Genomic DNA, 22,670 nt, shown 5'->3' on the forward strand with positions numbered 1-22,670 from the left:
AATTGGTCGCCTCAATGTCTGCTCCTAATTAATAGAAGACTTCTTTATTCGGAATTAAACGTTGACATATTGTCATTCAGTTTTCAATGTTCTTTGTGTTTTTCAGGCAATCTCTGAAATCGCTTAAGTTATCTTAACATGTCTGTTTTTCAGATGCAACAACTTTTATTAAGTTTTTGTTAAGAATATAAAGTTTTAATTACGTCACGTTTGAAGCGACCTTTATATCTTAGCACATTCAAGTTTCGAATGCAATAACTATTTTTAAGTGCTTGTTAAGTTTTATTCGCGCCTTTCGACGACTTTCATATCATAACACGTCTGTTTTTCAGATGCAACAACTTTTTAACTTTTTATTAATCTTGTTAATTTTTGTTGCGTTGTGTTTTGACGACTTTTATATCTTACCAAGATACGTAGGAAAGGTCAACGCTTTTTATATATTAATTTTATATATTATAAAGAAAGACCGCAAAATCAGCATTCTGCGGTCTTTTTTCATCTTATATAGTTTTCTTCATAATATTTCCAGCTCATTATTTCTTCTTATCCTGTTTCACAGCTTGCCGCGTTTTGTTTTTATAACCCATTTTCTCACGTGCTTTAATTTGGCTTTCTTCTTTCGTACGCTTTTCTTCCGCTTCTTTTTTGAGATCACTGCGTTTTTGCTCATTAATATCACTTCTCGTGATACGGCCTCTCTCTTCTTTTTCTTTTTGAGAGTCTTCTATATACTTCGGCAATCTAATCAGTTGATATGCGTTAGTCAGAATGACCGTAAATACTGAACGGTAGATCCAGTTAGTCTCCTCTACTGATATAAAAGGAAGTAATGTGAGTGAAGTCATAAAAATCATAAAGAACGCCGAAGCTATAAATACATTCGCCTTTGTGATTTTATTTTTATAATATGCAAAGCCTACTCCAGCTACTACGATTATAATAGGAATCCATACAAAGGACCATGTAGAACCGTGATCTATCCCAACCTGTCTGAAACGGAGATAGAACAAGTCGAAAACTGCGTACATTATTAGAAGAATCTGTACATACGGCCAGGCTTTTCTGAATATTCCCATGCCAAGCGGATGGATGAATAAATATATATAGAAAACAACCTGACTGACTGTTGCTATTAACAGCCCGTAGCCGACCAGAAATATAAAGCCGGCAAAAAAGTCACCGAACTGGCCCTGGAACAAATATTTCGTAACAGTTTCGTATTCAGTTATCAGACTGATGGCGGTAGTTATAACCGCACCAATCATTAATGTAACAAAATAAAACTTAACTAAATACTTCGATGTCATTCAGCAGTGCCTCCGATCACTTTCTTCGCCATGTCTGTATAGACAGCACTGATTTCATCATCTTTATATACTGACGGTGCAAAATCCTCTTCATTCCATTTCGGCTGACCCAGTGGAAGCTGTCCTAATAACGGCGTATTTAATTCATCTGCGAGCTTCTGGCCGCCGCCTTTACCAAAAATATACTCTTTGTTTCCTGTTTCTTTACTTTCAAAGTAACTCATATTTTCCACTACGCCGATAATCTCGTGATCTGTATGCTGTGCCATTGCACCAGCTCTTGCTGCAACAAAAGCAGCAGTCGGGTGCGGTGTTGTAACGATGATTTCCTTACTGTGCGGCAGCATCTGGTGAATATCCAATGCCACATCACCGGTACCCGGTGGCAGGTCAAGCAGCAGATAATCCAGATCTCCCCACTTCACTTCTTCAAAGAAACTTGTCAGCATCTGGCCGAGCATCGGCCCTCTCCATATAACAGGCGTATTTTCTTCAACAAAGAAAGCCATGGAAATGACTTCGACACCAAATCTCTTTACTGGGATAATCGTTTCGCCGTCAAGTTCCGGACGTTCTGTAATACCCATCATATCCGGTACACTGAAACCGTATATATCGGCATCAATTAAACCGACTTTTTTGCCTTCTTTTGCAAGCGCAACTGCCAAATTCACAGCAACTGTCGATTTACCAACGCCGCCTTTACCTGAAGCTACAGAAATAAATTCCGTCTTTCCGAGTGTAAAACCGCGTTCCATTGCACTGCCGCGTGTGGAGCGGAATTTTTCAATTGTTTCATCCGGCAGCTCTTCAAAACGCAGTCCAACACTGTCTGCCCCCTCTTCTTTAAGCAGGCTGACGATTTTCATCTGCAGTTCCAATTGTTCCTGCCCGCCCTCGCGGCCAATTGCTATTTTAACACTGACGTGTTTTTTCTCTTCTTTAATACTGACTTGTAAAATCCCTTCGGTCTCACTGATCGGGACATTTAAAATCGGGTCGTTCAAATTTCCTACTAGTTCTCTTACCTGACTTTCAGTAATCATGTATATGCTCCTTCATTCGACTTAATTCCATTACCGTTAATAATAACACAACATCAGAGACGCTAATATAAACGAAAAGTGAATTTCCGGTTACATTTCAAAAACTGGCTCTCCGTCTATAACAGTTTTCAGCACTTTTGTTTCCTTGACTTCATCCGGTGTGACTGTCATGACATCTCTGTCCAGCACGATAAAGTCCGCAAAATATCCTTCAGCTATTCTGCCTTGTATATTTTCTCTGTAGACAATTCTGGCCGCTTCAGTAGTATACATTTTAAACGCTTCAAAACGGGAGACAATTTGTTCCGGATTATATACAGTACCGTTATCCTCCCGGGTCATCAGCGCATGAATGCCGAGAAAAGGATTAACTTTTTCAATCGGTGCATCGGATGATCCGCCGAGTATAATACCTTTATCCAGCAGTGTTTTAAAAGGATATAAATATTCTGCACGTGCACTGCCTATATATTCCTCTACCCACGGCATATCTGAAGTCAGGAAGGTCGGCTGAATATCGCAAACAACAGGCAATTTGGCGATACGCTCAATTAAATCCGGCCGCAGCATACTGATATGAATCAGACGGTCATGCTTCCCTTTTGGCACAGGATACTTCTCTACAGCATCGAGCACCATTTCAATTGCCCGGTCGCCAATCATATGAACAGCGATCGCATCATTATTAGCCCGGGCAGTCTGAACCAGCTGCTCCAGTTTTTCCACCGTGTGAATCTGCAGTCCTTTGTCTTGTGTACCGTTATACGGTTCGCTGACAAGTGCAGTCTTCGCTCCAAAAGCACCATCTGCAAAAATCTTCATCGCATCGCGTTCCACAAAGTTTTCTTTATATGTTTTATCAGCCTTAACGACATCTTCGTATACCTGCTCATGAGTCAGAAGATTCACCCTGAATTTTAATGCGTCTTTACCCAGCGTGTTTAAATAAGCATCCAGCGGCGCATTAAAATCACCGTAGTAGGCAAGATCTTCCGTATGAACATTCGCAATACCGAGAGACTGCAAATATTTAACACCGCGGGCAATGTCTTCCCCTAACGATTCGGCGGTATCTTCCACAGTTGCCGCACGCATTTCTTCAAACGCCTTGTCGTATACCCAGCCTGTCAGTTCACCATTCTTATCTCGTTCAAAATATCCGCCTTCCGGGTCCTCGGTATCTTTAGTGATGTTCAATGCTTCGAAAGCTGCAGAGTTCACTACTCCCGCGTGCGCACAAATACGCGTAATTAAAGTCGGTTTATCGGTCAGGTCATCCAGCTCTTCTGCTGTAATTTTATACTGGTTGTCGAAATTGTTTTCATCATAGCCGAGGATATTGTTCCAGCTGCGGTTTGTCTTAAACGCTTTAACCTGTTCTTTCATCTCATCGATGTCCGTTACATCGTCGAGTGCCAGCAGCTCCAGTTTCTTGCCGATCATAACCAGATGCTGGTGCACATCGGTCAGGGCGGGCATCATTGTTTTACCTTTTAAATCAATAAATTCAGATGCAGATGATTTTAATTCTTTATAGCTCCCGGTTCTCTCAATCAGACCATTATGTATTAATACAGCCTCAACCGTATCCATAGGTGCATTCATCGTGTAAATTGTTCCGTTATAATATAATGTCGACATCTATTCCATACCTCTCATCTATAAAAAAATACTTTCATATATTATTATATATGAAAGTATTCCCAGATTCATTTATCGTTCACTTAATTTTTTACTCCGGTCCCTCGCACTGCCGAGAGTCTTCGAAATCATTTCCTGAAGTTTGAATTCACTGAGCGTATCTAAGCCCGCTTCAGTCGTACCTGCCTTAGATGTAATATCCGTCCGCAGCTGTTCAAATGATTCAGGACGTTCCGATAAAGTTTTCCCTGTACCAATAACCAGGTTTCTCGTCAGTTTTTCCGCATCTTCTTTTGAAAATCCGAGTTCCTCGAGACTTTTCGCATACTGTTCGTAAATGTAGTACAGAAATGCTGGCCCTGAGCCGGTCGCCGCTGTAATGTTATCCATGCCTTCTTCACCAACGACAACATTTTTACCGAAACTCGCCATTAATTCAATCAATTCGTCCTTGTTGTCGAAGTCATCCGAAAATGCAATGCCGTTAACCGAATACTGCACCATTGCATTTGTATTCGGCATAATTCTCGCTACCGCATTTTCCATACCAGCTTCTTCCTGAATTCTCGCGATGTGAATACCCGCCATCACCGAAATCAGTTTTGTTTTCTTTTCCAAATACGGACGGATCCGTTCAGCTACATCTGTAAAGTTCTGGGGCTTGCTGGCGAGCACGATATAATCGGCATCTTTGCACAGTTCCGCATCATCGTAGGACACATTCACACCTAGCGATTCTTTAAATTCCATCGCTGCCACCCGGTTTGACTTACTCGTAATATAAATGTCTTCTGCTTTGACTGTTCCTTTTTCAATCATTCCTGTAAATATCGCACTGGCCATATTGCCTGCGCCAAAAAATACTATTTTCATTCCTACCACTCCGCTCAGTTTTTCATTCGTAAGCTGTCTATAATATCATATTATCCACAAAGGTTGCATCAGATATAAAAAACAATCGCTGTATAGTGGCATATCGCTGCGATTATGATAAAGAAGTGCCAAATCATGTGAAAATATTTACGTGTTTTCTGCGCATAAAACCATGCCCCTGCAGTGTAAGCGAGTCCGCCGAGTATAATAAGGCCGATAAAGACCCACGACGTTTCACTTATAATAGAAGGAATAAATGCAACTGCGGACCAGCCCATAATTAAATAAATTGCCAGACTGACTTTTTCGTTCACTACAGGTGCCAGCACCTTATAGAGAATACCGAGTATTGTTGCAACCCACTGCACGATAAGTATTACAAGGCCGAAGGTGCCGCCGACAACAGAAATTGCTATCGGTGTATACGTTCCGGCAATCGCCACGTAAATAAAACTGTGGTCGAGAAGACGCATAACATATTTATGATTTGTATTGTGCTCCATCGAATGGTACAGAGTGGAGGTCAAAAACATTAGCAGCATACTGATGACGAATATTGAACCCCCGGCTGCATGAGACATACCACCCTCGAGATGCATATAGACAGCGGTAAACGGCAGCAGAAAAATAAATATTATCGCAGCTACCCCGTGACTGACCGCGTTGCCCACTTCTTCTCCGAACGTTAGGGGAACAACATTTTTCAAAGTTCTTTCTATCCTTGTAGATACTTCTTCTTTATTATATTTGCTGCTTTCAGAATTTGACTCTTCAGCCATTAAATCAGTCCTTCTTCAGTTAAATCTTTAAAGGCAGTTTCTATACTGTCATTTCCTGCTTTATTTTTAAGCGGTGAAAATTCACCTTTTCTGTCGACCTGAAGCGTATTGTGTTTATCAGCATATTTAAATGCATCAAAGTAAAACTTCTCAAACTTCAGTACCTCTTCTTTTACAACTGTTAAATGATGGTTGAGGTGTTCCAGTTTTTTCAGCGCCAGATGGTAAGGCATTTCACCGTCAGCTGCTTTATTTAAAAAGTTCATGCTGTACATATGAATACCGATATTTGCGTTCGTGAATTTGTCTTCACTGCCGGCAGGAAGTTCCGTATATTCCACCACCCCTTTACTGCCGTTCATTACAGCCAGACGTCCGACTGACTCACCAGATTTCGGCGTAATCGATTTCGATGTAATATCATTATTTTCAGTAACGTGGAGACCGACCAGTGCAGGATCCAGCACTTTAACGACAACATTGTCGACATTGTTCATAAATACGTGTTTTACGCCCGCCTGCTCCATCTCCTTGAGCATTCCGCTGTTCTTTAATGAGCTGAAAATCCCTCCGTTGCCGTTCGGTGTCAGCATAATGTCCTTATATTCGGTAAGAAGCAGTTCGCCCTCTTTGGTCAGTGGTGGAAAATGCTCCTGTTTAAAGAAGTGAATGTTTTCTTCCGGCACTTCAAAATAATTATGCTCTTTAAAGAAGTCCATCGTTTCTTCATGGTTGATATCGCTCGTCATAATATACCAGCGAACTTTCAGCTCACCCTGTGCATTTTTAAACTCGAGAATCTGTCTTGCCTGAAGCTCGAACAGCGACACACCTTCAAATGAAAATGTTCCTTTCGGACCTGGGTGTTCAAGTCTTGTTCCCTGACCTCCGGCCATCAGTACAACCGCAACTTCGCCGCTGTCGACAGCAGTGTTCGCCGCTTCAGACACAGCATCTAAATCGAGTGCGGATTTCAGCACATAAGGCACCTCTTCTACTGAAGATAAATCCACTTCTGTTTTGTTGACATATGTTTCGTTATAAACACGTTCGATAGTATTAATATCGAGTGTCTCAAATTGTTCTTTCACTTTGTCCTGATAGCTGTCTTCCAGCAGATTGTATTGAGGAATCCATTTTTCAATCATATTTTTTCTCCTAACTTATGCAGTAATAATCCGTTTGATGAGTTTCGTTCTTTTCTGTTCTTTACCGAAGTGGTAGCTGTCGATAACTTTCTGAGCGACGCTGTTCACGTCTTCAGTGTTCGCTGCAATTTTAGCGATAACATCGCCTTTTTGAACATAGTCTCCAACTTTCTTCTCGAGTACAATACCGACAGCGAGGTCGATTTCGTCTTCTTTTGTCTGGCGTCCTGCACCGAGGATTGATGCTGCAACCCCGATATTTTCCGCATCGATGACTTCAACGTATCCTTCTTCTTCGCTGACAACATCAAAGTGATATTCTGCCTGCGGCAGATTTTCAGGATGATCAACAAGCATGCCGTCGCCGCCCTGATTGTTAACGAAAACTTTAAACTTTTCTAAAGCACTGCCGTCCTTAATAACTTCCTCCAGCATAGCGCGTGCTTCATCGAGATCTTTTGCCTTGCCGCCGACAACTGCCATCTGTGCTCCAAGTGTTAATGATAATTCAGTTAAGTCAGGAGGTCCTTCGCCTTTAAGCGTATCGATTGCTTCTTTCACTTCGTTTGCGTTACCGACAGCATAGCCGAGCGGTTCTTCCATGCTTGAAATAATTGCCATCGTGCGGCGGCCGACATTATTACCAATACGCACCATTGTCTCAGCCAGTGCTACAGCATCTTCTTCTGTTTTCATAAATGCGCCGTCTCCGACTTTAACGTCTAAGACAATTGCATCTGCACCTGCAGCAATTTTTTTGCTCATTATAGAACTTGCAATTAACGGTATCGAGTTTACCGTTCCCGTAACATCGCGCAATGCGTAAATTAATTTATCGGCAGGTGTCAGGTTTCCGGACTGTCCGATAACCGCAACTTTATCCTTATTGACAAGATTCACAAAGTCATCCTGTGTCAATTCCACATGGAACCCCTTTAAAGCTTCAAGTTTGTCAATTGTTCCGCCGGTATGACCGAGCCCGCGCCCGCTCATTTTTGCAACGGGAACATCTAGTGCTGCTACTAAAGGTGCGAGCACTAATGTAGTTGTATCACCGACACCGCCTGTAGAGTGTTTATCCACTTTAATGCCGTCAATTGCAGACAAATCAATCTGATCACCGGAATTCACCATAGCCATCGTAAGGTCAGCTGCTTCTTCAGGGGTCATATCGTTGAAGAACACCGCCATTAATAAAGCTGAAGCCTGATAGTCGGGAATTTCCCCATTTGTATATCCGTTAATGAAGAATTCAATCTCCTCTTTAGTCAATTCTTTGTTATCGCGTTTATTGGCGATAATATCTACCATTCTCATCGTAAAGTGCTCCTTCTATTTAGACGTTGCCGTCCATTCCTTTTTATTCTTATAGCGTTTCGTATGCGCATAAATATTCTCAGCCGCATAATCTTCATTAGTATACACTGTTATATCGAAATATGTCCCATTTTCACTGTGTTTTTCGTCAGTATAAATATCCTTTAAATGCACAAACAAATTTTTCATTGCCGTATGATCGAGGCTCGGATATTCACGTAAGATTTTCTTTTGCAGCCGGCCATTCTGTTCCAGCACTTCCTGCACAACAATAACAAACGATTCCGATTCCTTAATTACATCATCAAAAATATTAGTTTGTCCGCGTTCAGCCATAGTAAATCCTCCTCCCTGTTAACAAGCATATCCATTTCATCTTTTTAGTATCTTCATTATACTTAAAATATGTCACAATTCATAACATGAACTTTAAAAGTGGAGGTACAAATATGCAGAATTTACATGGTAAAACCGCTTTAATTACCGGAGGTTCCAGAGGTATCGGTTTAAAAACTGCCGAGGCACTAGCTGACAACGGAGTAAATGTTGCAATAGTCGGCCGCAGCGGTGATACTTTAAAAGATGCTCTTTTAACCCTGGAAAAAAAAGATGTAAAAGCTATTGCCGTAAGCGGTGACGTTTCAGTTAAAGCGGATGTTAAAAGTATCGTCGAAGAAGTATTAAACGACTTTGGCCATATCGATATTCTGATTAATAACGCAGGAATTATGGGTAACGGCAGCTTCTTTGATGATAATGAAGATATGTTCCGGAAAATGATCGACGTTAATGTTTTCGGTATGTATTATATGATGAAAGAAGTGTTGCCTGGTATGCAGGAGCAGAATTCCGGCGACGTGGTTAATATCGCTTCTGTTTCAGGTCTTCGTTCGTCAGCAGGCAGCGCACTGTATTCCGCGACTAAGCATGCCGTTATCGGATTAACTGAAGGCGTAATGCGGGAAGTCCGTAAAAATAATATACGCGTTCAGTATTTAACACCATCAGCCGTTTTAACTGATTTAATCGGCACACCGTCACTCGAGCCCGAAACGATGACCCATCCCGAAGATATCGCTGATATTATCGTCAACCAGCTGAAGATTCATCCACGCACATTTGTTAAAAACAGCGAGATGTGGGCTACGAATCCAAAGCCTAGAAACCTGTAATTAAATATAATTATCGTCTGGAACTGATATTTCCAGACGTTTTTTATGCGGCTGATAAAAAATAACGCTTGTTTATTTTTAGAAAATGATTTGCCAGTCTATTAATTTTTCTTCATAATTAAAATTGAAGTTTCAGAATGGAGGGTAATAATGAGCCCAACTAAAGAAGATTATCTAAAGGTGTTGTTCGAACTTGGAGCGTGGAAAATCCAGGTGCCGAATAAAGAAATTGCCGAGCGTTTAAATATTTCCCCCCCGACTGTGACTGAAATGATGAACAGTTTAGTTAAAGCAGGATGGGTAGAATATACACCATATAAAGGAAGTATGCTGTCTGATGCAGGAGCAGAATATGCAAAAAAACTGATACGGAAACATCGCCTGTGGGAAGTTTTCCTTGTTGACAATCTGGGATTTAATATCGATGAAGTGCATAATGAAGCAGAAGTGCTCGAACACTCGACAAGTGATATTTTAGCCGATCAGCTTGAAAAATATTTAGGCTATCCGGAACACTGCCCTCACGGCGGCGCTATTCCTTTAGAACTGATGGATACCCAGGAAAAAGTATCAACTCGTTTATCCGATATTAAAAACGATGATATCGTCAGCATTTCAAGAATATTAAATGAAGATAAGCTAGTGCAGCACTTTAAGCGTGCGAATCTGAATATCAACGATGACATTCAAATCACTGACCGTGACAAAAAACTTGATCTTTTCTACATTACCAATCACACTTCCGGTGAAGACACTGAGCTGAGCCGGACAATTGCCCAGTATTTATTTGTCGTTAATAAAACCGAATAAACGAAAAGACCGCTTCCTTTAAAGGAAGCGGTCTTTTCGTTTATCATATTATATTATTTAACGTCTTCGCCTAAATAAGATTTAAGCATCCAGTTATTTTTCTCAATCTCCTGAGCCATTGCGATGAACATATCTGCTGTACGGTCGTCGCCGGCACCTTCTGCCACTTTCACACCCTGGTTTAATTCTGCTGAGAGTACTTCAAAGTCTTCTGTCAGCTGTTTAACCATCTGTTTTGCATCAAGTCCATATTCGCCTTCTTCAATGCTTGACTCTTCAAGTGCTTCAGTCAGTTTTGCGACTGGTTCGCCGCCGATTGTTAAAATTCTTTCCGCAAGATCATCTACATATACTCCTGTTGCATCATACAGCTCTTCAAATTTAGCATGTAGTGAAAAGAAGTTAGGTCCTTTAACATACCAGTGGAAATTATGAAGTTTAGTCCATAATACCGTGTTGTTTGCCAGCTGTTTATTAAGTACCTCGATTACTTGTGTTTTCTCTTTAACTTGTACCATTAAAAATCACCTTTCTCTTATATAGATTTGATTTTCGCCTAAAATCACTATTTAGAATCATTATTATCTGTAAATATATTATACCACGTCTGAAACAGATTTCAACTCTTATTTATAACTATTATAAATAAGAGTCTCTCTGATTCCGACTATGTTTAGCAATACCCCTGCATACTTTTTATAAACATAAAAAAGCCGGATTATAATAATCCGGCTATCTTTAGCCCGTCATAGAGCCCATTTTCATCAACGTGTCCAGTGACGTATCTGCTGACTGCTTTTGCTTCCTGCACACCGTTGCCCATCGCAACACTATTCTCAATTAGCTCAAGCATCTCTACATCATTGGGTCCATCGCCAAATGCATACGCATCCTTAATATCAATATTCATTTTATCCATCAGCGTCTTTATTCCCTCAGCTTTTGATCCGCCTGCTGGAATAACATCCATACAGAATTCATGCCATCTTAAAAAATATACGTCGTCATAAGAAGCAGTGTACTCCGCTTCCTCCTCCTCTGTACAGAACAGAAGAGACTGATAAATAGCATTATCTTCAAAATACGCTTTGTCTTCCGAAACTTCAAAGTCGAGTTTCAGTGAACCAATCCCCGCTTTTACATGTTCATGTTCTTTTGTGCTGACCCTTAAATCTTTCTCATCGCAAAATGCGACCGGGTGGTTATTGCTGTGCGCCTGTGCACTTAATTTTTCCAGTGTGCTGCTTTCGATTGGATTATCATATATCACTTGACCTTCGAAAACAATATATTGTCCGTTGTAGCTGATATATGTTTCAATGCCGAGTTCCTCTCTCAACTTCTTATACATAAATGGGCCACGGCCGGTTGCGATTGCCACAATATGCCCGTCTTCTTTCAACTGGCGGACAGCTTTCTTCGCTTCAGCAGGCACTACTTTATCAGAGTTGTATAACGTTCCATCGATATCAAAAAATATTAACTTGCGATTTGACATAAGGCACCTCTTCTATAATTTGTTACAGTATATAAATATTCGTTAAAATAATTAAACCGATAATCAGCAGCAGCCAGATTACTGTCATGACTAGATTAGATTTATCGTGAAGTGCAGTGTACAGTTTGAAATCCGTTACTATATTCAAAATGAGCTGCAGTATAACTACACTAACCAAGAACCAGACTCCAAGTGTTATGTTTCCTGTGAAAAATACCGCTGCTCCAATAATAAATACCACTGTCATAAGGACTAAAAACACACGTTCAATATAAACGAGTTTCAGCCGCATTATTTTACCTATTGCTTTTTCGTCGCTGAAGTATCTCCGTTCATCAAAGGAAAAATGCAGTCTGTCATCGTTGAAAAAAGTCGTCATTGCAAATTTAAGCAGCAGCCCTGCCACGAGGACAAATAATAATATGTACATACAGTAAGTCCTTCCTGCTAGTTATTCACTGCACGTTTAGCCAGTTCATCCGCCATCTCATTAAAACGGACACCGGTATGTGCAGCGACTTTGTAAAAATGTATGTTGATTTGTTTTCCAAAACTGTTCATTTCTTCAGCATAATTACGCGTGACAGCATTTTTTGCCTGCCATTCCCCAGTGTACCATTTTTCAAGACCAGCGTAATCGTAGTGCACATGGATAGTCTTATAACCATGCTGTATTGCCCATTTGACGGCATACAGAATACCTGCAATTTCAGCTGACACATTCCACAGATTATTATCCGGATCAACAGGCGTGCTTTCTGCAGCAGTATGGATTACTTCATCATTAATGATAAACACCGCTCCGAAGCCTGCCTTGTTAACACGCTTATCGTAGCTGCCGTCTACGTAGCTAACAAGCTCGCCATCAGGTATTTGCTTATTTTCATCTTTAAGATTATTCATAAAACGCTCCGCCTCAGCTTTTGTTTTAAAAGATTTAAATTCGGCTCCGCTGAAGCCTTTTACTGCTTTTTCGCAGGCTGCCCATGTATTGTAAATACCGGGACGATGGCCTTTTCTTACTGCATAAAATTTTGCCATATATATCCTCCTGTAAGTTTCAACTATAAAAACCACTCATGATTGTACCATGAGCGGCCCTCTGTTTTATAGTAAACTGCCAGCACCTCAAGCCGCGGTCTTAAACTTCAGTGTATATTTGCTGTCAGTATATTTTCTCAATAAACTGTCTTTTTATATGAGAAAACTTTCTTAAGCGCTGCTCTGGACATTGAATTTAATGTGTATTAATATCTCCTATGTGCTTTTAATAGAAAACTTGAAAGGGAGGCGCGTATGTTTAAAAATCCTTCAAGAAATACAATTATTACAGTGTTTATGATCGGAGCTTTCGCGGTCGGCATGACGGAATATGTCGTTACGGGACTGCTCACTCAGTTTGCCGCTGATTTAGATGTTGCCGTCTCGACGACAGGACTGCTGCTGAGCGTATACGCGCTGAGTGTCGCTCTGTTCGGACCCGTAATCCGGCTCTTAACTTTAAAATTTCCCCCAAAATTATTATTACTTATATTAATATCTATTTTTATTATCAGTAATATCATTGCAGCGACTGCACCGAATTTTGAGGTGCTGCTGCTGTCACGCCTGTTATCCGCCTCGATGCATGCTCCGTTTTTCGGCGTCATGATGAGTCTTGCGATGGCAATTTCACCCCCTCACAAAAAAACGGGAGCTATTGCTCTTGTCAATGGCGGCCTTGTGATTGCAGTAATGCTCGGTGTACCTTTTGGCTCTTACATCGGTTCAGTCCTCGACTGGCGTGTGGTTTTCTGGATGATTGTCGCTCTTGGCGTTATTAATCTGCTCGGTTTGATTCTTGTCACTCCGAACTTTAAAATTGCAGACGTCCCAAAAATTACTGCAGAACTGTCAGCTTTAAAAGATAAAAATGTCATCATGCTTATTATAACAATCGTCTTCGGTTATTCCGGAGTTTTTACAGCATACACCTTTTTAGAACCGATGCTGCGTGAAATCGCCAATATGGGAGATCTTGGCGTTACCTTCAGTATGCTAATGTTCGGTACTTTCGCCGTCATCGGGAATTTCTCTTCCGGCAGAGTTCAGCCGGGTAAACTGACGGGAGCCGTAACGCTGGTTATTTTATTTATAGCCATCGTGCTGCTCGGGTTTACATTTATGCTGAAGGTACCTTATCTCGCTTACCTTGCTGCCGGCTTGTTCGGTTTAGGCACTTTTGGTATTTCACCGATGCTTAATGCTAAGATTATTTTTGCTGCGATAACGGCACCGGCTCTTGCAGGCACACTCGCCGCTTCAGTATTCAACTTGGCAAATGCCATCGGTGCTTCGCTGGGTTCTGTGCTCCTGTCTAACAATTTCAGCTACACTGAAATCACATTTATTGCAGGCGGCATGCTGATATTCGGCGCCTTATGCATGGTTGCCACACACTTTATAGAAGATAAAGATCGCTTCACAGCCTGATGTTAAAAAGCAAAATTATAACCTCCGGGAGTCTGAAATCAGATTCCCGGAGGTTTTCTGCTTACCGCTCTGTTAACAATTGATCTGCCAGCAGACGGTAGCTGTTTATTTTATCTTCTATATTATGAGTAATCGTCACAATCATAAATTCTTCGACTTGATAGGCTTCGCTGAGCCTTGTCAGTTCATCACCGGCTTCTTCCGGTGTTCCAAAGATTAGATTCGATAATATAGTTTCTGCTTCCAGTCTTTCATCTTCTGTCAGTTCGATATCGGCTGTATCTTCTGGGCTTGGAATTCCTTTAAAAGCTCGTCCCGTTGATTTCAGCGCCTGATTGACAGCATAACTCCAGGCGAGTTTACGAGCTGTTTCGCTATTTTCATGACAGAACACATTAACTGTAACAATAATTTTACCCGGCGAAGAACTTTCACGATATGTATCCAGCACCTCCAGAGGGTTGCTCGTACTCATAAATTTCCCAAAACAGTAATTCATATTGCTGTCCCGTGCAGAAATTGCACTTTTCTCACTCGTGCCGAGCATCCATAATTGAGGCGGGGTATCCGGTACAGGCATCGCCCGGAGGCTTTTATCATTATTCTGTATAAATCCCTGGAGCTCTGCCAGGAGTTCCGGCATTTTAAACACCTGCTGCAAATAGTTATCGCTCAGCGCTTCGGATGCTTTGTTATCTCCGCCTGGTGCACGCCCGATACCGATATCGATGCGGTCTCCGTAAAGAGCGGCCAGAGTATTGAAAGTTTCCGCCACTTTAAACGGTTTGTAGTACGGCAGTAAAGTTGCACCGCTTCCGAGACGGATATTTTTTGTCACCATCCCGATAGCGCCGAGTGTCACTTCAGGCGCACTTGATGATAAACCGCTCATACCGTGGTGTTCTGCCAGCCAAAACCTCGTAAACCCAAGTTCATCGCCCGCTACGGCCAGCTTCACACTATTTCTTAGCGCTTCGCCTGCGGACATATTTACAGAAACAGGTGCCTGGTCAAGAATACTCAGTTTCATAATTTATTTTTCTTCTTTCAGTGTAATGCGGTACTCTCCCACCTGGTCTTCTTCATACAGGTTATCGAGTGATGTTGAATAGTTGATAATTCTCGCTTGGAACTCCTCATTATTATTCCCCGGGAGTCTTACAAGGAACTCTTCTTTGTACAGGTGCTCTGATAAATTGTGGTAATCTTCACTTGTCACATCAAATTCAATATACACTGTACCTTCTTCCTCATCTCTTTTTAACTCTTTTACATCCAGAGTTATATCGTCTAAAACTATAATGTCATTCGCCACTATTTTTTTCATCCCTTTCGATTCACTAATGAGAATATTAACATCCGCAATATTCTATTGCTAATAAAATGTTTACCCTCTTTTAGATTTTCTAAGCTTTGTTAAATGGATATTCCAGCGTCTATTTTAATAATTTATATGTGTTCAGTTTCACATATAATTAGACATCGTCTGCTTTATTACGTACATTAAAGATATACCAATTGATTGGAGAGAGACTATATGTTCAGTGATATCAAACAATTAATGAAAAATCCGTTTTTAACTATTTCCCTGCTCGCAATCTCAACAATCCCGGCGCTTTATACTGCAATCTTTCTCGGTGCCATGTGGGATCCTTACCATAAGATGGATGAAATCCAAATCAGTGTCGTCAATGAAGATAAAGGCGCCGAGCTCAATGATGAATCACTTAATGTCGGTGAGAGAATTGAAAATGAACTCGCTGAAAACAGCGAATTTGACTGGCAGTTCACCGATGCAGAAACGGCACAGAAGCATTTAGAAAATGGAACATCGTATGCAACTATACATATTGCAGATAATGTATCCGAACAGGCAACAACGCTCCTGGATGAAGAACCGGAATTAATTTCAATCGATGTAACTACAAACCCGGGCTTTAATTTCATCGGCAGCATGATGGGCACCCAGGGCGGATCAGGTGTTGCAGATGCTATTGCTAAAACTGTCGGTGAAACTTATACCTCAACGTTAATGGATGTTTTAGCAGAAGCGGCAGGGTCGGTAAATGATATCGAAACTGCGCTCGCTGATTTACAAAAAGGCGCAACCGAGCTCCGTGAAAGCAATGAGCAGCTGCAGACAGGACTTGACCAGGCAGCACCGGCACTTGGCGCAGCGGGCAGTCAGCTGACTGAGGGGAATACTGAAATTACGGCTGGTCTCGAGTCACTGGAAGAAAATCTCGGGGATCTTGAACAGGAAGTAGCAGACGGTTCAGCTCCTCTTGATAATTATTCATTTACTGAACACAATGCCGAGGTGATTGTTTCTCCTGTTGAAGTAAACGAAAGTGAGATTACTGATATGAATAATTACGGTCAAAGCTTTGCTCCCTTTATTATTGCTGTCAGCTTATTTGTCGGGGCCATTGCTTTCAGTGTAATTTTCCCAATTAACCGCAGTACTGAGAACTACCCGAGCTCACTTTCTATGTCCGGCAGCAAATTGATTATCATCTCAATACAAGCAGTAATTTCCTCTGCTGGAGTTGCATCAGTTATAGAATTAATGTTCGATTTCCCTTTAAATGTACCGCTTAAATTTTACGGCGTCATTATACTGTGGGCATTTGCTTCACTGCTCTTTGTGTCAGTACTTGTGTCACTGTTCGGCAATATCGGTAAATTTATAACAATCGTTTTTTTAATTCTGCAGCTTTCAGCGAGTGCCGGAACTTTCCCGATAGAAACTGCCGGCAATATATATCAATTTATACACCCGGTACTGCCGATGAGTTACGTTATCGCTGCTATGCGTGAATCGATTTTCAGTTTTGAAGGCAGTTTATCATATGGGGATGCAGTCATTTATACTGTATCAATTACTGTCGGCAGCATTCTTATACTTCAGCTGATAAACTTCCTGAAGTTCAAATTTATCTCATTCGAAAACCTGATCAGAAAACTGAGCAAAATTCAGTCCTGATTATGTGAACAGCCTGAAGTTGTAATCGAAGACTTATCTTCATCAAAAAGGCACTGTTCCCGACGGGAACAGTGCCTTTTCTCTATTTAAACTTCATCTTCTGTACGATCTTCCACCGGATAATCCAATTCTCTCAGCCGGTTTACAAATTGTTCATGGTTCAGATAAATATGATTCAGCTCTTTCAGTATTTCCTCTCCACTGTAGAAACGAATGACTGTCTGAATATCACGTTCAATTGTAATATTGGTGATATCTTTTTTCGGCAGTACTGTTTGTCCCCGGCGGAATTTAATAATCATTCCAGATGGTGCAATATGCAGTTCGTAATATTTATCACCCTTATCGGCTTTAAATATAAAACCGGCTATAATTCCGATTAGAATAACGAGTGCCATAATATAAGCCCGGTTAAATGCACTTTCTTCAATATTTCTGAACGTCATATATGACATATCAAAAATAATAAATAGTAAGTACGCACTCAGGGCGACGAGTCCGAACAGTTTTACATTAAATCCTTTCGGATCATAATTTTTCGGTACATCTTTTCTCTCTAAATATATTACACCGCCGTTTGCCATCACAGCACCTCATCCTTCTCATTTATTCCACCATTTTAACATTTCCTTTTTTATTTTGCCCCTCATTTAAATCGTAATAGTTACTATTATTAATTGTTGCGTTTTAAATAATAGCACTGTCATCTTAAAAATGTAAACTGTTTTTAAAAAATTTATTTATTTAGTAAAGCTACATCCAATCTTTATATTTAAAATATCCCAGCATGCACACACTGATTATAATCATTATGCCCAAGGTTACAAAGTATGCCGGCGGCCACGACAGTTCGGGCATATTTTCAAAATTCATGCCGTATATACCGGTGATCAGTGTCAGCGGCAGGAAAACTGCTGAAATAATTGTGAGCACGTTAATAATTTTATTCATGCGGAAAGTATTATAAGAGATATAATTATCTTTCATTTCATCAATCATTTCTTCTGAGAATTGAATAATCAGCTGCTGTCTGTCGATTTTAGAATTAATTTTACTTAAGATCGGCTCGCTCTGGCTGCTGTTAAAAATATCTTCCTGTTCTTTAAATTTTTCCACGAGTTCTTCCATTGGTACGATGACGCGCTTCACCCGGAAGATTCTTTTTCTTAAATTGAACATTTTTGCTGTGATATCTTCACCTTTTTTCTCATTGCCGTGCTTTTCTTCAAACAGCATTACATCATCTTCTATTTCATGGACGATATCGAAATACTGATCGACCGTTGCATGAAGTATATGGAGTGCGATATCAACTTCCAAATCTTCGTGTTTATGTTTAATAATTTCGGCAATATCGATAAAATCATCCAGCACTCCGTCATGATAGGTAACAATGACATCTTTCATGATAGAGATATTAATTGCATGAGCTTCCAGCGTATCCCGGTCAATGACGTGACAGATTAACAGCTGATAGTCATCAAACTTATAATACTGCGGCCGGTATCTTTTCGTAGTTTCATCCTCTAACCTGTCTTCTTTAAAATTAAAATCTTCAAGCAGCTGCTCCTTATCATTAAAACTGTTGTAATCATACCAGGTAAAAGTTGTATCGTAAGGAACTGTATCCCGGCCACCTGATGTTTCTATCTGATTGTTTTTAGATATGTACTGAATTTCAAGACTCATCGGAATCTCCTCCCTGATTTCTAATACCCAAATGTTAAAGATTAAAGCAAAAGAGCAGTGAGATTAAAAAATCTCACTGCTCTTATCATCTTATTTCATATCTTTTTCAAAAATCGTATCTCTCTTGAACTTGGAACCTTTAAACATCGTTTTCGAAATGATTGGATACGCAACACCTGCAACGATAAATCCGATCAGCCATGCAAGGTCAACGAACATGAAGGCCGCCGCCGCCCCGATACCGAGTGCCAGTATCGCCGCATAGTTGACTCCGTCAAAGTTTCCGCCTTTTTTATACAATTCTTTAATATCGATACGCTGTTTTCTCATAATGTAGAATTCAACGATAAGAATCGCAATTAACGGTCCTAAGAAAGCTGAGTATACATGAACGAAAGTATCCAGACCTTTTGCATTGTCATCCTGTACTAACAGCCAAGGGAATGAACCCATTGCAAGCAGTCCTGTAATTACTACTGCAACCTTGTAGTTCAGTTTAGTAAACAGCTGAATCACATAAGTTGGTGTAACAATGTTTGCTACCATGTTTACTGCTATTGCACCAAATACGATAAATACAGAGATGAACAGCTGCATGTAAACATTATCGAATAAGGCTGGCAGTCCAAGTGCCGGGTTTGTATAGCCTGTCGCACTTGCAAGCATCGCACCGACAACGATGACTGAACCGTAGGCAACAATAATCGGCAGGAAGTAAAGTAATCCTCTTTTTCCGTCCGTATAACCTGTTTTCAGTTCACGTGAATAGTCTGCCGCACTTAGGAATATAGCAGCATAGTTACCGAGGAAGACCATGATATAGGCGAAGAACTCAATCCCCCATGTACCTTCGGCATTAATCCATGAAGTTGAAATTGCTGCACTGTGGTCTTTAACCAGTATGATAAACACAGTTACAACAATACCCATCAGAACGATGGATGCCACTGATTCAACTGCTTTAATACTCTTGAAGCCTTTCATTGAAAGCACTATCTGTATAACTAATAGAATAATAAAACCAACAAAAACGTTGTCGAATGCGCCGCCTGACAGTATTCTGAATACTTCATTTAGCGCCGTACCGCCGATCCAGCTCTGGATACCGTACCAGATAACAGCAGGCACCGCCCGGAGCAGTGAAGAAAGCAATGTACCTTTCTCCCCAAATGAAGCTTTTAAGTGAGCTACGTAAGGAATACCGTATTTATACCCCGCTCTGTCGTTTAATGCAAAGAGGATAGAAACGATTCCGATTGCAATTAATGCTGCTGCAATAGTCTGCCAAATATTCAGTACTGCCATACCTGCAACTACAACACTCGCACCGAGTGTCATATTACCCATGTTGACACCGTCTCCGACCCACAGTGACATGTATCCCGCTGCCCCTAAAGTTCTGTCTTCAGGACCATTCGGTTTAAGAGAATCCGTCTGAGCTGCCGCATCCAGGCCCTCAGGCGGTTGATTGTTATGTTCTTCTGACATATTTACACCTCTGTTATATTCCAAATTTAATTTATTTACATTCAGTGTTTAACACCATCATTTATTATATATGTCTAAAAGCCCGGTGTCTTTATCCAGTATAGATAATTTTTTACGTTTTTATCTATTTAATTATCTATATTTTACAGGTTACTCCTTTCTCATTATTTCCAGTATCTTCAGTCCGACCTGGACTGAGAGCATTTCATTCGCATCGTCGTAGTCCATCTGGGTAATTTCCTTAATTTTATCAAGGCGGTAGGAAACCGTTTTATAGTGTACGTAAAGTCTGTCTGCAGAACGCGAAACATTTTGCTGGCACTGCAAATACATTTCCAGCGTTTCAATTAATTGTTCCCTGTTTGTCTTGTTATAATCAAGCAGTCTTCCGAGACTGGCGGGAATAAATTCCTTCAATCTGTTGTTATCGTGTTTGAACTGGTAGAGCAGACGGTAAATGCCAAGCTCTTCAAAACTTAAAATAGGATTGTGCTGGTAAGACATTTCATTTACATCAAGCACTTCCTGCGCTTCTTTGTGACTTTTCGGCAGATCATGCACTGTATCCGCAATGGAGCCGATACCAGTATAAACTTTCGCCTCTCTGACCGTGCTTTCAAATTTGTTAATGACATAGCCGAGCGTTCTTTTAATAGTATCCATCTCTTTTTTCTTATTACTCTGTCCGGAATGCACCGGCCAGATTACAATGACCTGATTAAACCGTTCGCGCACGATAGCATTTTTTAAATAGTAGTCTATATTATTATTTAAAATATTATAATACCGTTCTCTGATTTCGCTCGTTACTTTTTTACTTTTGAATTTCAGTGTAAATACTACAACTGCAGAACGGCTGTTTAAATCAAATTTAATATTATCGGCACGTTCGACAATATCATCTTCATCTCTGATGTCGCCCGATAACAAATCATCGATAATCTCATTCTTATATTTCTTCTCAACTTCAGAAATCGCAATTTTTTTAGCGAGATTTAAAGACAGCGCTGTCGCCGCATTTTCAATAGCCATAAAATCAAAATCGCTGAAGCCTGAATGAATTGCACTGATCACAAGCATAACTTTTGTCTGGTTGACCGATGTGACCGGTATCATAATCTGCTCGCATTCACGGTCCTGCAGTTTCGGATAAATTACAAAGCGGCGGTAGATCGGGAAAATAGTGTTCTTTGTATTTTTCTCCTCTTGAAACTTATGCGATTCGTAAAACAATTCCACTTCCTTGTCCGTAGTCGCAATGACTTTAAACAGCTCGTTGTAAATTGTGACGGGATTTCCAATCAGTGACTCGAGCGTCTCAATAATCACTTCATCGCTGACATTCTGAATCGACAATTCGGTGAAACGGTGGTGAATTTCTCTGAAATATTCCAGTTTTTCAACATCCTGATTAAAAATTTTTCGTGTAACTTTATAAATAATATCGATAAACGGAATTGCAGTCGGCAGCGATATAATCGGAATATTCCTCTCCCTGCAGACCTCCCTTACCGGTTTTGGGATACTGTCAAACTCTTTCGGTATCTTAACGATTAGAGCGCTGATTTTTTTATCGGCAAGCTCGTGCATCCAATCCTTCATTTCTTCTTCGTTTAAATCTTTTACCGGGAAGAAACTTGTCAGAATGGACTCACCCCCGTTAAGCCATAACGAAATGTCAGGTGAATCGATTACCGTTATACCTTTTATGTTTTTTGCGAGACTCTGTTTGGTGCCAATATATTCAGCCTCCCGGAATTCGTCGAGAGTCAGTAATTCTTTAACTGTATAATGCATGGTCAAACCTCTTTTTAAATGATTTTATCCTAAGTCGATAAACATTCTAATATCTTCCACCATATACTATAACAGCTTTTGCCCACTTTATACCCAATAATAAGCTCATAGAAAACACATAATTTCTTATCGAAGTTGGATATACTTTTTTACACTAATAGATTTTGTTTAATGCTAGTCAATTCCCTTAAAAATGCTATGATTAAATTATTATAATTAGGAGGGTGTTTTATGAGCAGAAAAGCATTTAACACAAAAACAGTCAGCAGCTCGGGGCCATATTCGCACGTTACCGACGCTGGAGATTTTCTTTATTTTTCAGGACAGACAGCAAAAAATAGACTGGATGTTACTGAAGATTTAACAGGAGATATTGCTAAACAGACTGAAATTGCCTTCCATAACCTCTTTGACGTTATGGAAGATGCGGGAGTTACAGAAGATCAGGTTGTTAAAGTGAATGTTTACTTAACGACGATGAAAAACTTCGAAGCGATGAATGAAGTATATAAAGAGAAGTTCAGCGCTCCATATCCGTCACGCACGTGTGTCGCAGTACTTGAGTTACCGCTTGGCGCAGAAGTTGAAATTGAAATGATTGTCAAAAAATAAGATAAATAAAGCAGAATCCTGAGTTTCCGGGA

At 40.5% G+C, this 22,670-nt stretch carries 23 protein-coding genes; 5 read left to right on the forward strand and 18 right to left on the reverse strand.

The window, feature by feature from the left end:
- Positions 1–536: 536 nt before the first annotated feature.
- The 8 genes from DFR63_RS04700 to DFR63_RS04735 all read right to left on the reverse strand — a co-directional run bounded on the left by DFR63_RS04700 (position 537) and on the right by DFR63_RS04735 (position 8,450).
- Entirely contained in the window at positions 537–1,310 is a 774-nt protein-coding gene (locus tag DFR63_RS04700) for a KinB-signaling pathway activation protein (RefSeq protein ID WP_115884786.1), read from the reverse strand.
- On the reverse strand, positions 1,307–2,356 hold the full coding sequence (locus DFR63_RS04705; RefSeq protein ID WP_115884789.1) for an Mrp/NBP35 family ATP-binding protein: 1,050 nt from the start codon (positions 2,354–2,356) through the stop codon (positions 1,307–1,309). Before DFR63_RS04705 ends, DFR63_RS04700 begins: the two co-directional genes overlap by 4 nt.
- A gap of 90 nt (positions 2,357–2,446) precedes the next feature.
- The gene (locus tag DFR63_RS04710; RefSeq protein ID WP_115884792.1) at positions 2,447–3,997 is read right to left on the reverse strand and encodes an amidohydrolase; all 1,551 of its coding nucleotides are present in this window, start codon (positions 3,995–3,997) and stop codon (positions 2,447–2,449) included.
- A 72-nt stretch (positions 3,998–4,069) separates the two neighbouring features.
- Positions 4,070–4,870: a pyrroline-5-carboxylate reductase gene (gene proC / locus DFR63_RS04715; protein ID WP_115884794.1), complete on the reverse strand. Its 801-nt coding sequence runs from the start codon at positions 4,868–4,870 to the stop codon at positions 4,070–4,072.
- Between the two features lie 68 nt (positions 4,871–4,938).
- Positions 4,939–5,649: a PAQR family membrane homeostasis protein TrhA gene (gene trhA / locus DFR63_RS04720; RefSeq protein WP_115884797.1), complete on the reverse strand. Its 711-nt coding sequence runs from the start codon at positions 5,647–5,649 to the stop codon at positions 4,939–4,941.
- Positions 5,649–6,797: a UTP--glucose-1-phosphate uridylyltransferase gene (locus DFR63_RS04725; protein WP_115884799.1), complete on the reverse strand. Its 1,149-nt coding sequence runs from the start codon at positions 6,795–6,797 to the stop codon at positions 5,649–5,651. Before DFR63_RS04725 ends, trhA begins: the two co-directional genes overlap by 1 nt.
- 15 nt (positions 6,798–6,812) lie before the next feature.
- Positions 6,813–8,114: a pyrimidine-nucleoside phosphorylase gene (locus DFR63_RS04730; protein ID WP_115884800.1), complete on the reverse strand. Its 1,302-nt coding sequence runs from the start codon at positions 8,112–8,114 to the stop codon at positions 6,813–6,815.
- Positions 8,115–8,129: 15 nt separating this feature from the next.
- The gene (locus DFR63_RS04735) at positions 8,130–8,450 is read right to left on the reverse strand and encodes a hypothetical protein (RefSeq protein WP_115884801.1); all 321 of its coding nucleotides are present in this window, start codon (positions 8,448–8,450) and stop codon (positions 8,130–8,132) included.
- A 113-nt stretch (positions 8,451–8,563) separates the two neighbouring features.
- Between DFR63_RS04735 and DFR63_RS04740 the strand changes: the two genes are divergently transcribed.
- Complete coding sequence (locus tag DFR63_RS04740) at positions 8,564–9,286, forward strand: SDR family NAD(P)-dependent oxidoreductase (protein WP_115884802.1); 723 nt, start codon at positions 8,564–8,566, stop codon at positions 9,284–9,286.
- A gap of 150 nt (positions 9,287–9,436) precedes the next feature.
- A complete protein-coding gene (locus DFR63_RS04745; protein WP_115884803.1) occupies positions 9,437–10,096 on the forward strand; it encodes a metal-dependent transcriptional regulator in 660 nt (219 codons plus the stop codon).
- A 53-nt stretch (positions 10,097–10,149) separates the two neighbouring features.
- Here the strand turns inward: DFR63_RS04745 and DFR63_RS04750 are convergent, their stop codons facing one another.
- The 4 genes from DFR63_RS04750 to DFR63_RS04765 all read right to left on the reverse strand — a co-directional run bounded on the left by DFR63_RS04750 (position 10,150) and on the right by DFR63_RS04765 (position 12,635).
- Positions 10,150–10,614, reverse strand: a complete 465-nt coding sequence (locus DFR63_RS04750; RefSeq protein ID WP_115884804.1) for a Dps family protein — start codon at positions 10,612–10,614, stop codon at positions 10,150–10,152.
- 200 nt (positions 10,615–10,814) lie between these two features.
- Complete coding sequence (locus DFR63_RS04755) at positions 10,815–11,594, reverse strand: Cof-type HAD-IIB family hydrolase (protein WP_115884805.1); 780 nt, start codon at positions 11,592–11,594, stop codon at positions 10,815–10,817.
- Positions 11,595–11,616: 22 nt separating this feature from the next.
- Positions 11,617–12,024: a hypothetical protein gene (locus tag DFR63_RS04760; RefSeq protein WP_115884806.1), complete on the reverse strand. Its 408-nt coding sequence runs from the start codon at positions 12,022–12,024 to the stop codon at positions 11,617–11,619.
- 17 nt (positions 12,025–12,041) lie between these two features.
- The gene (locus DFR63_RS04765) at positions 12,042–12,635 is read right to left on the reverse strand and encodes a ribonuclease H1 domain-containing protein (protein ID WP_115884807.1); all 594 of its coding nucleotides are present in this window, start codon (positions 12,633–12,635) and stop codon (positions 12,042–12,044) included.
- 255 nt (positions 12,636–12,890) lie between these two features.
- Here DFR63_RS04765 and DFR63_RS04770 point away from each other — a divergent pair, with 255 nt between their 5' ends.
- Positions 12,891–14,066, forward strand: coding sequence for an MFS transporter (locus tag DFR63_RS04770; protein ID WP_115884808.1), 1,176 nt, complete (start codon positions 12,891–12,893; stop codon positions 14,064–14,066).
- A 61-nt stretch (positions 14,067–14,127) separates the two neighbouring features.
- On the opposite strand, the gene DFR63_RS04775 is transcribed toward DFR63_RS04770, so the two are convergent.
- The gene (locus DFR63_RS04775; protein WP_115884809.1) at positions 14,128–15,096 is read right to left on the reverse strand and encodes an LLM class flavin-dependent oxidoreductase; all 969 of its coding nucleotides are present in this window, start codon (positions 15,094–15,096) and stop codon (positions 14,128–14,130) included.
- 3 nt (positions 15,097–15,099) lie between these two features.
- On the reverse strand, positions 15,100–15,381 hold the full coding sequence (locus DFR63_RS04780) for a DUF3219 family protein (protein ID WP_245954135.1): 282 nt from the start codon (positions 15,379–15,381) through the stop codon (positions 15,100–15,102).
- A 222-nt stretch (positions 15,382–15,603) separates the two neighbouring features.
- Here DFR63_RS04780 and DFR63_RS04785 point away from each other — a divergent pair, with 222 nt between their 5' ends.
- Positions 15,604–17,052 (forward strand): YhgE/Pip domain-containing protein, encoded by a 1,449-nt coding sequence (locus DFR63_RS04785; protein WP_115884811.1) that lies wholly within the window; start codon positions 15,604–15,606, stop codon positions 17,050–17,052.
- An 86-nt stretch (positions 17,053–17,138) separates the two neighbouring features.
- On the opposite strand, the gene DFR63_RS04790 is transcribed toward DFR63_RS04785, so the two are convergent.
- From DFR63_RS04790 to DFR63_RS04805, 4 genes are all read right to left on the reverse strand, one after another.
- Positions 17,139–17,636: a hypothetical protein gene (locus tag DFR63_RS04790; RefSeq protein ID WP_115884812.1), complete on the reverse strand. Its 498-nt coding sequence runs from the start codon at positions 17,634–17,636 to the stop codon at positions 17,139–17,141.
- Positions 17,637–17,805: 169 nt separating this feature from the next.
- A complete protein-coding gene (locus DFR63_RS04795) occupies positions 17,806–18,741 on the reverse strand; it encodes a CorA family divalent cation transporter (protein WP_115884813.1) in 936 nt (311 codons plus the stop codon).
- A gap of 90 nt (positions 18,742–18,831) precedes the next feature.
- Positions 18,832–20,229 (reverse strand): NCS1 family transporter, encoded by a 1,398-nt coding sequence (locus DFR63_RS04800; protein WP_115884814.1) that lies wholly within the window; start codon positions 20,227–20,229, stop codon positions 18,832–18,834.
- Between the two features lie 150 nt (positions 20,230–20,379).
- Positions 20,380–22,026, reverse strand: coding sequence for a PucR family transcriptional regulator (locus tag DFR63_RS04805; protein WP_115884815.1), 1,647 nt, complete (start codon positions 22,024–22,026; stop codon positions 20,380–20,382).
- A gap of 231 nt (positions 22,027–22,257) precedes the next feature.
- Here DFR63_RS04805 and DFR63_RS04810 point away from each other — a divergent pair, with 231 nt between their 5' ends.
- Positions 22,258–22,638: a RidA family protein gene (locus DFR63_RS04810; protein WP_115884816.1), complete on the forward strand. Its 381-nt coding sequence runs from the start codon at positions 22,258–22,260 to the stop codon at positions 22,636–22,638.
- The last annotated feature ends 32 nt before the right edge of the window (positions 22,639–22,670 follow it).

It is taken from the genome of Jeotgalicoccus halotolerans (genome assembly GCF_003387165.1).
Taxonomy (GTDB): domain Bacteria; phylum Bacillota; class Bacilli; order Staphylococcales; family Salinicoccaceae; genus Jeotgalicoccus; species Jeotgalicoccus halotolerans.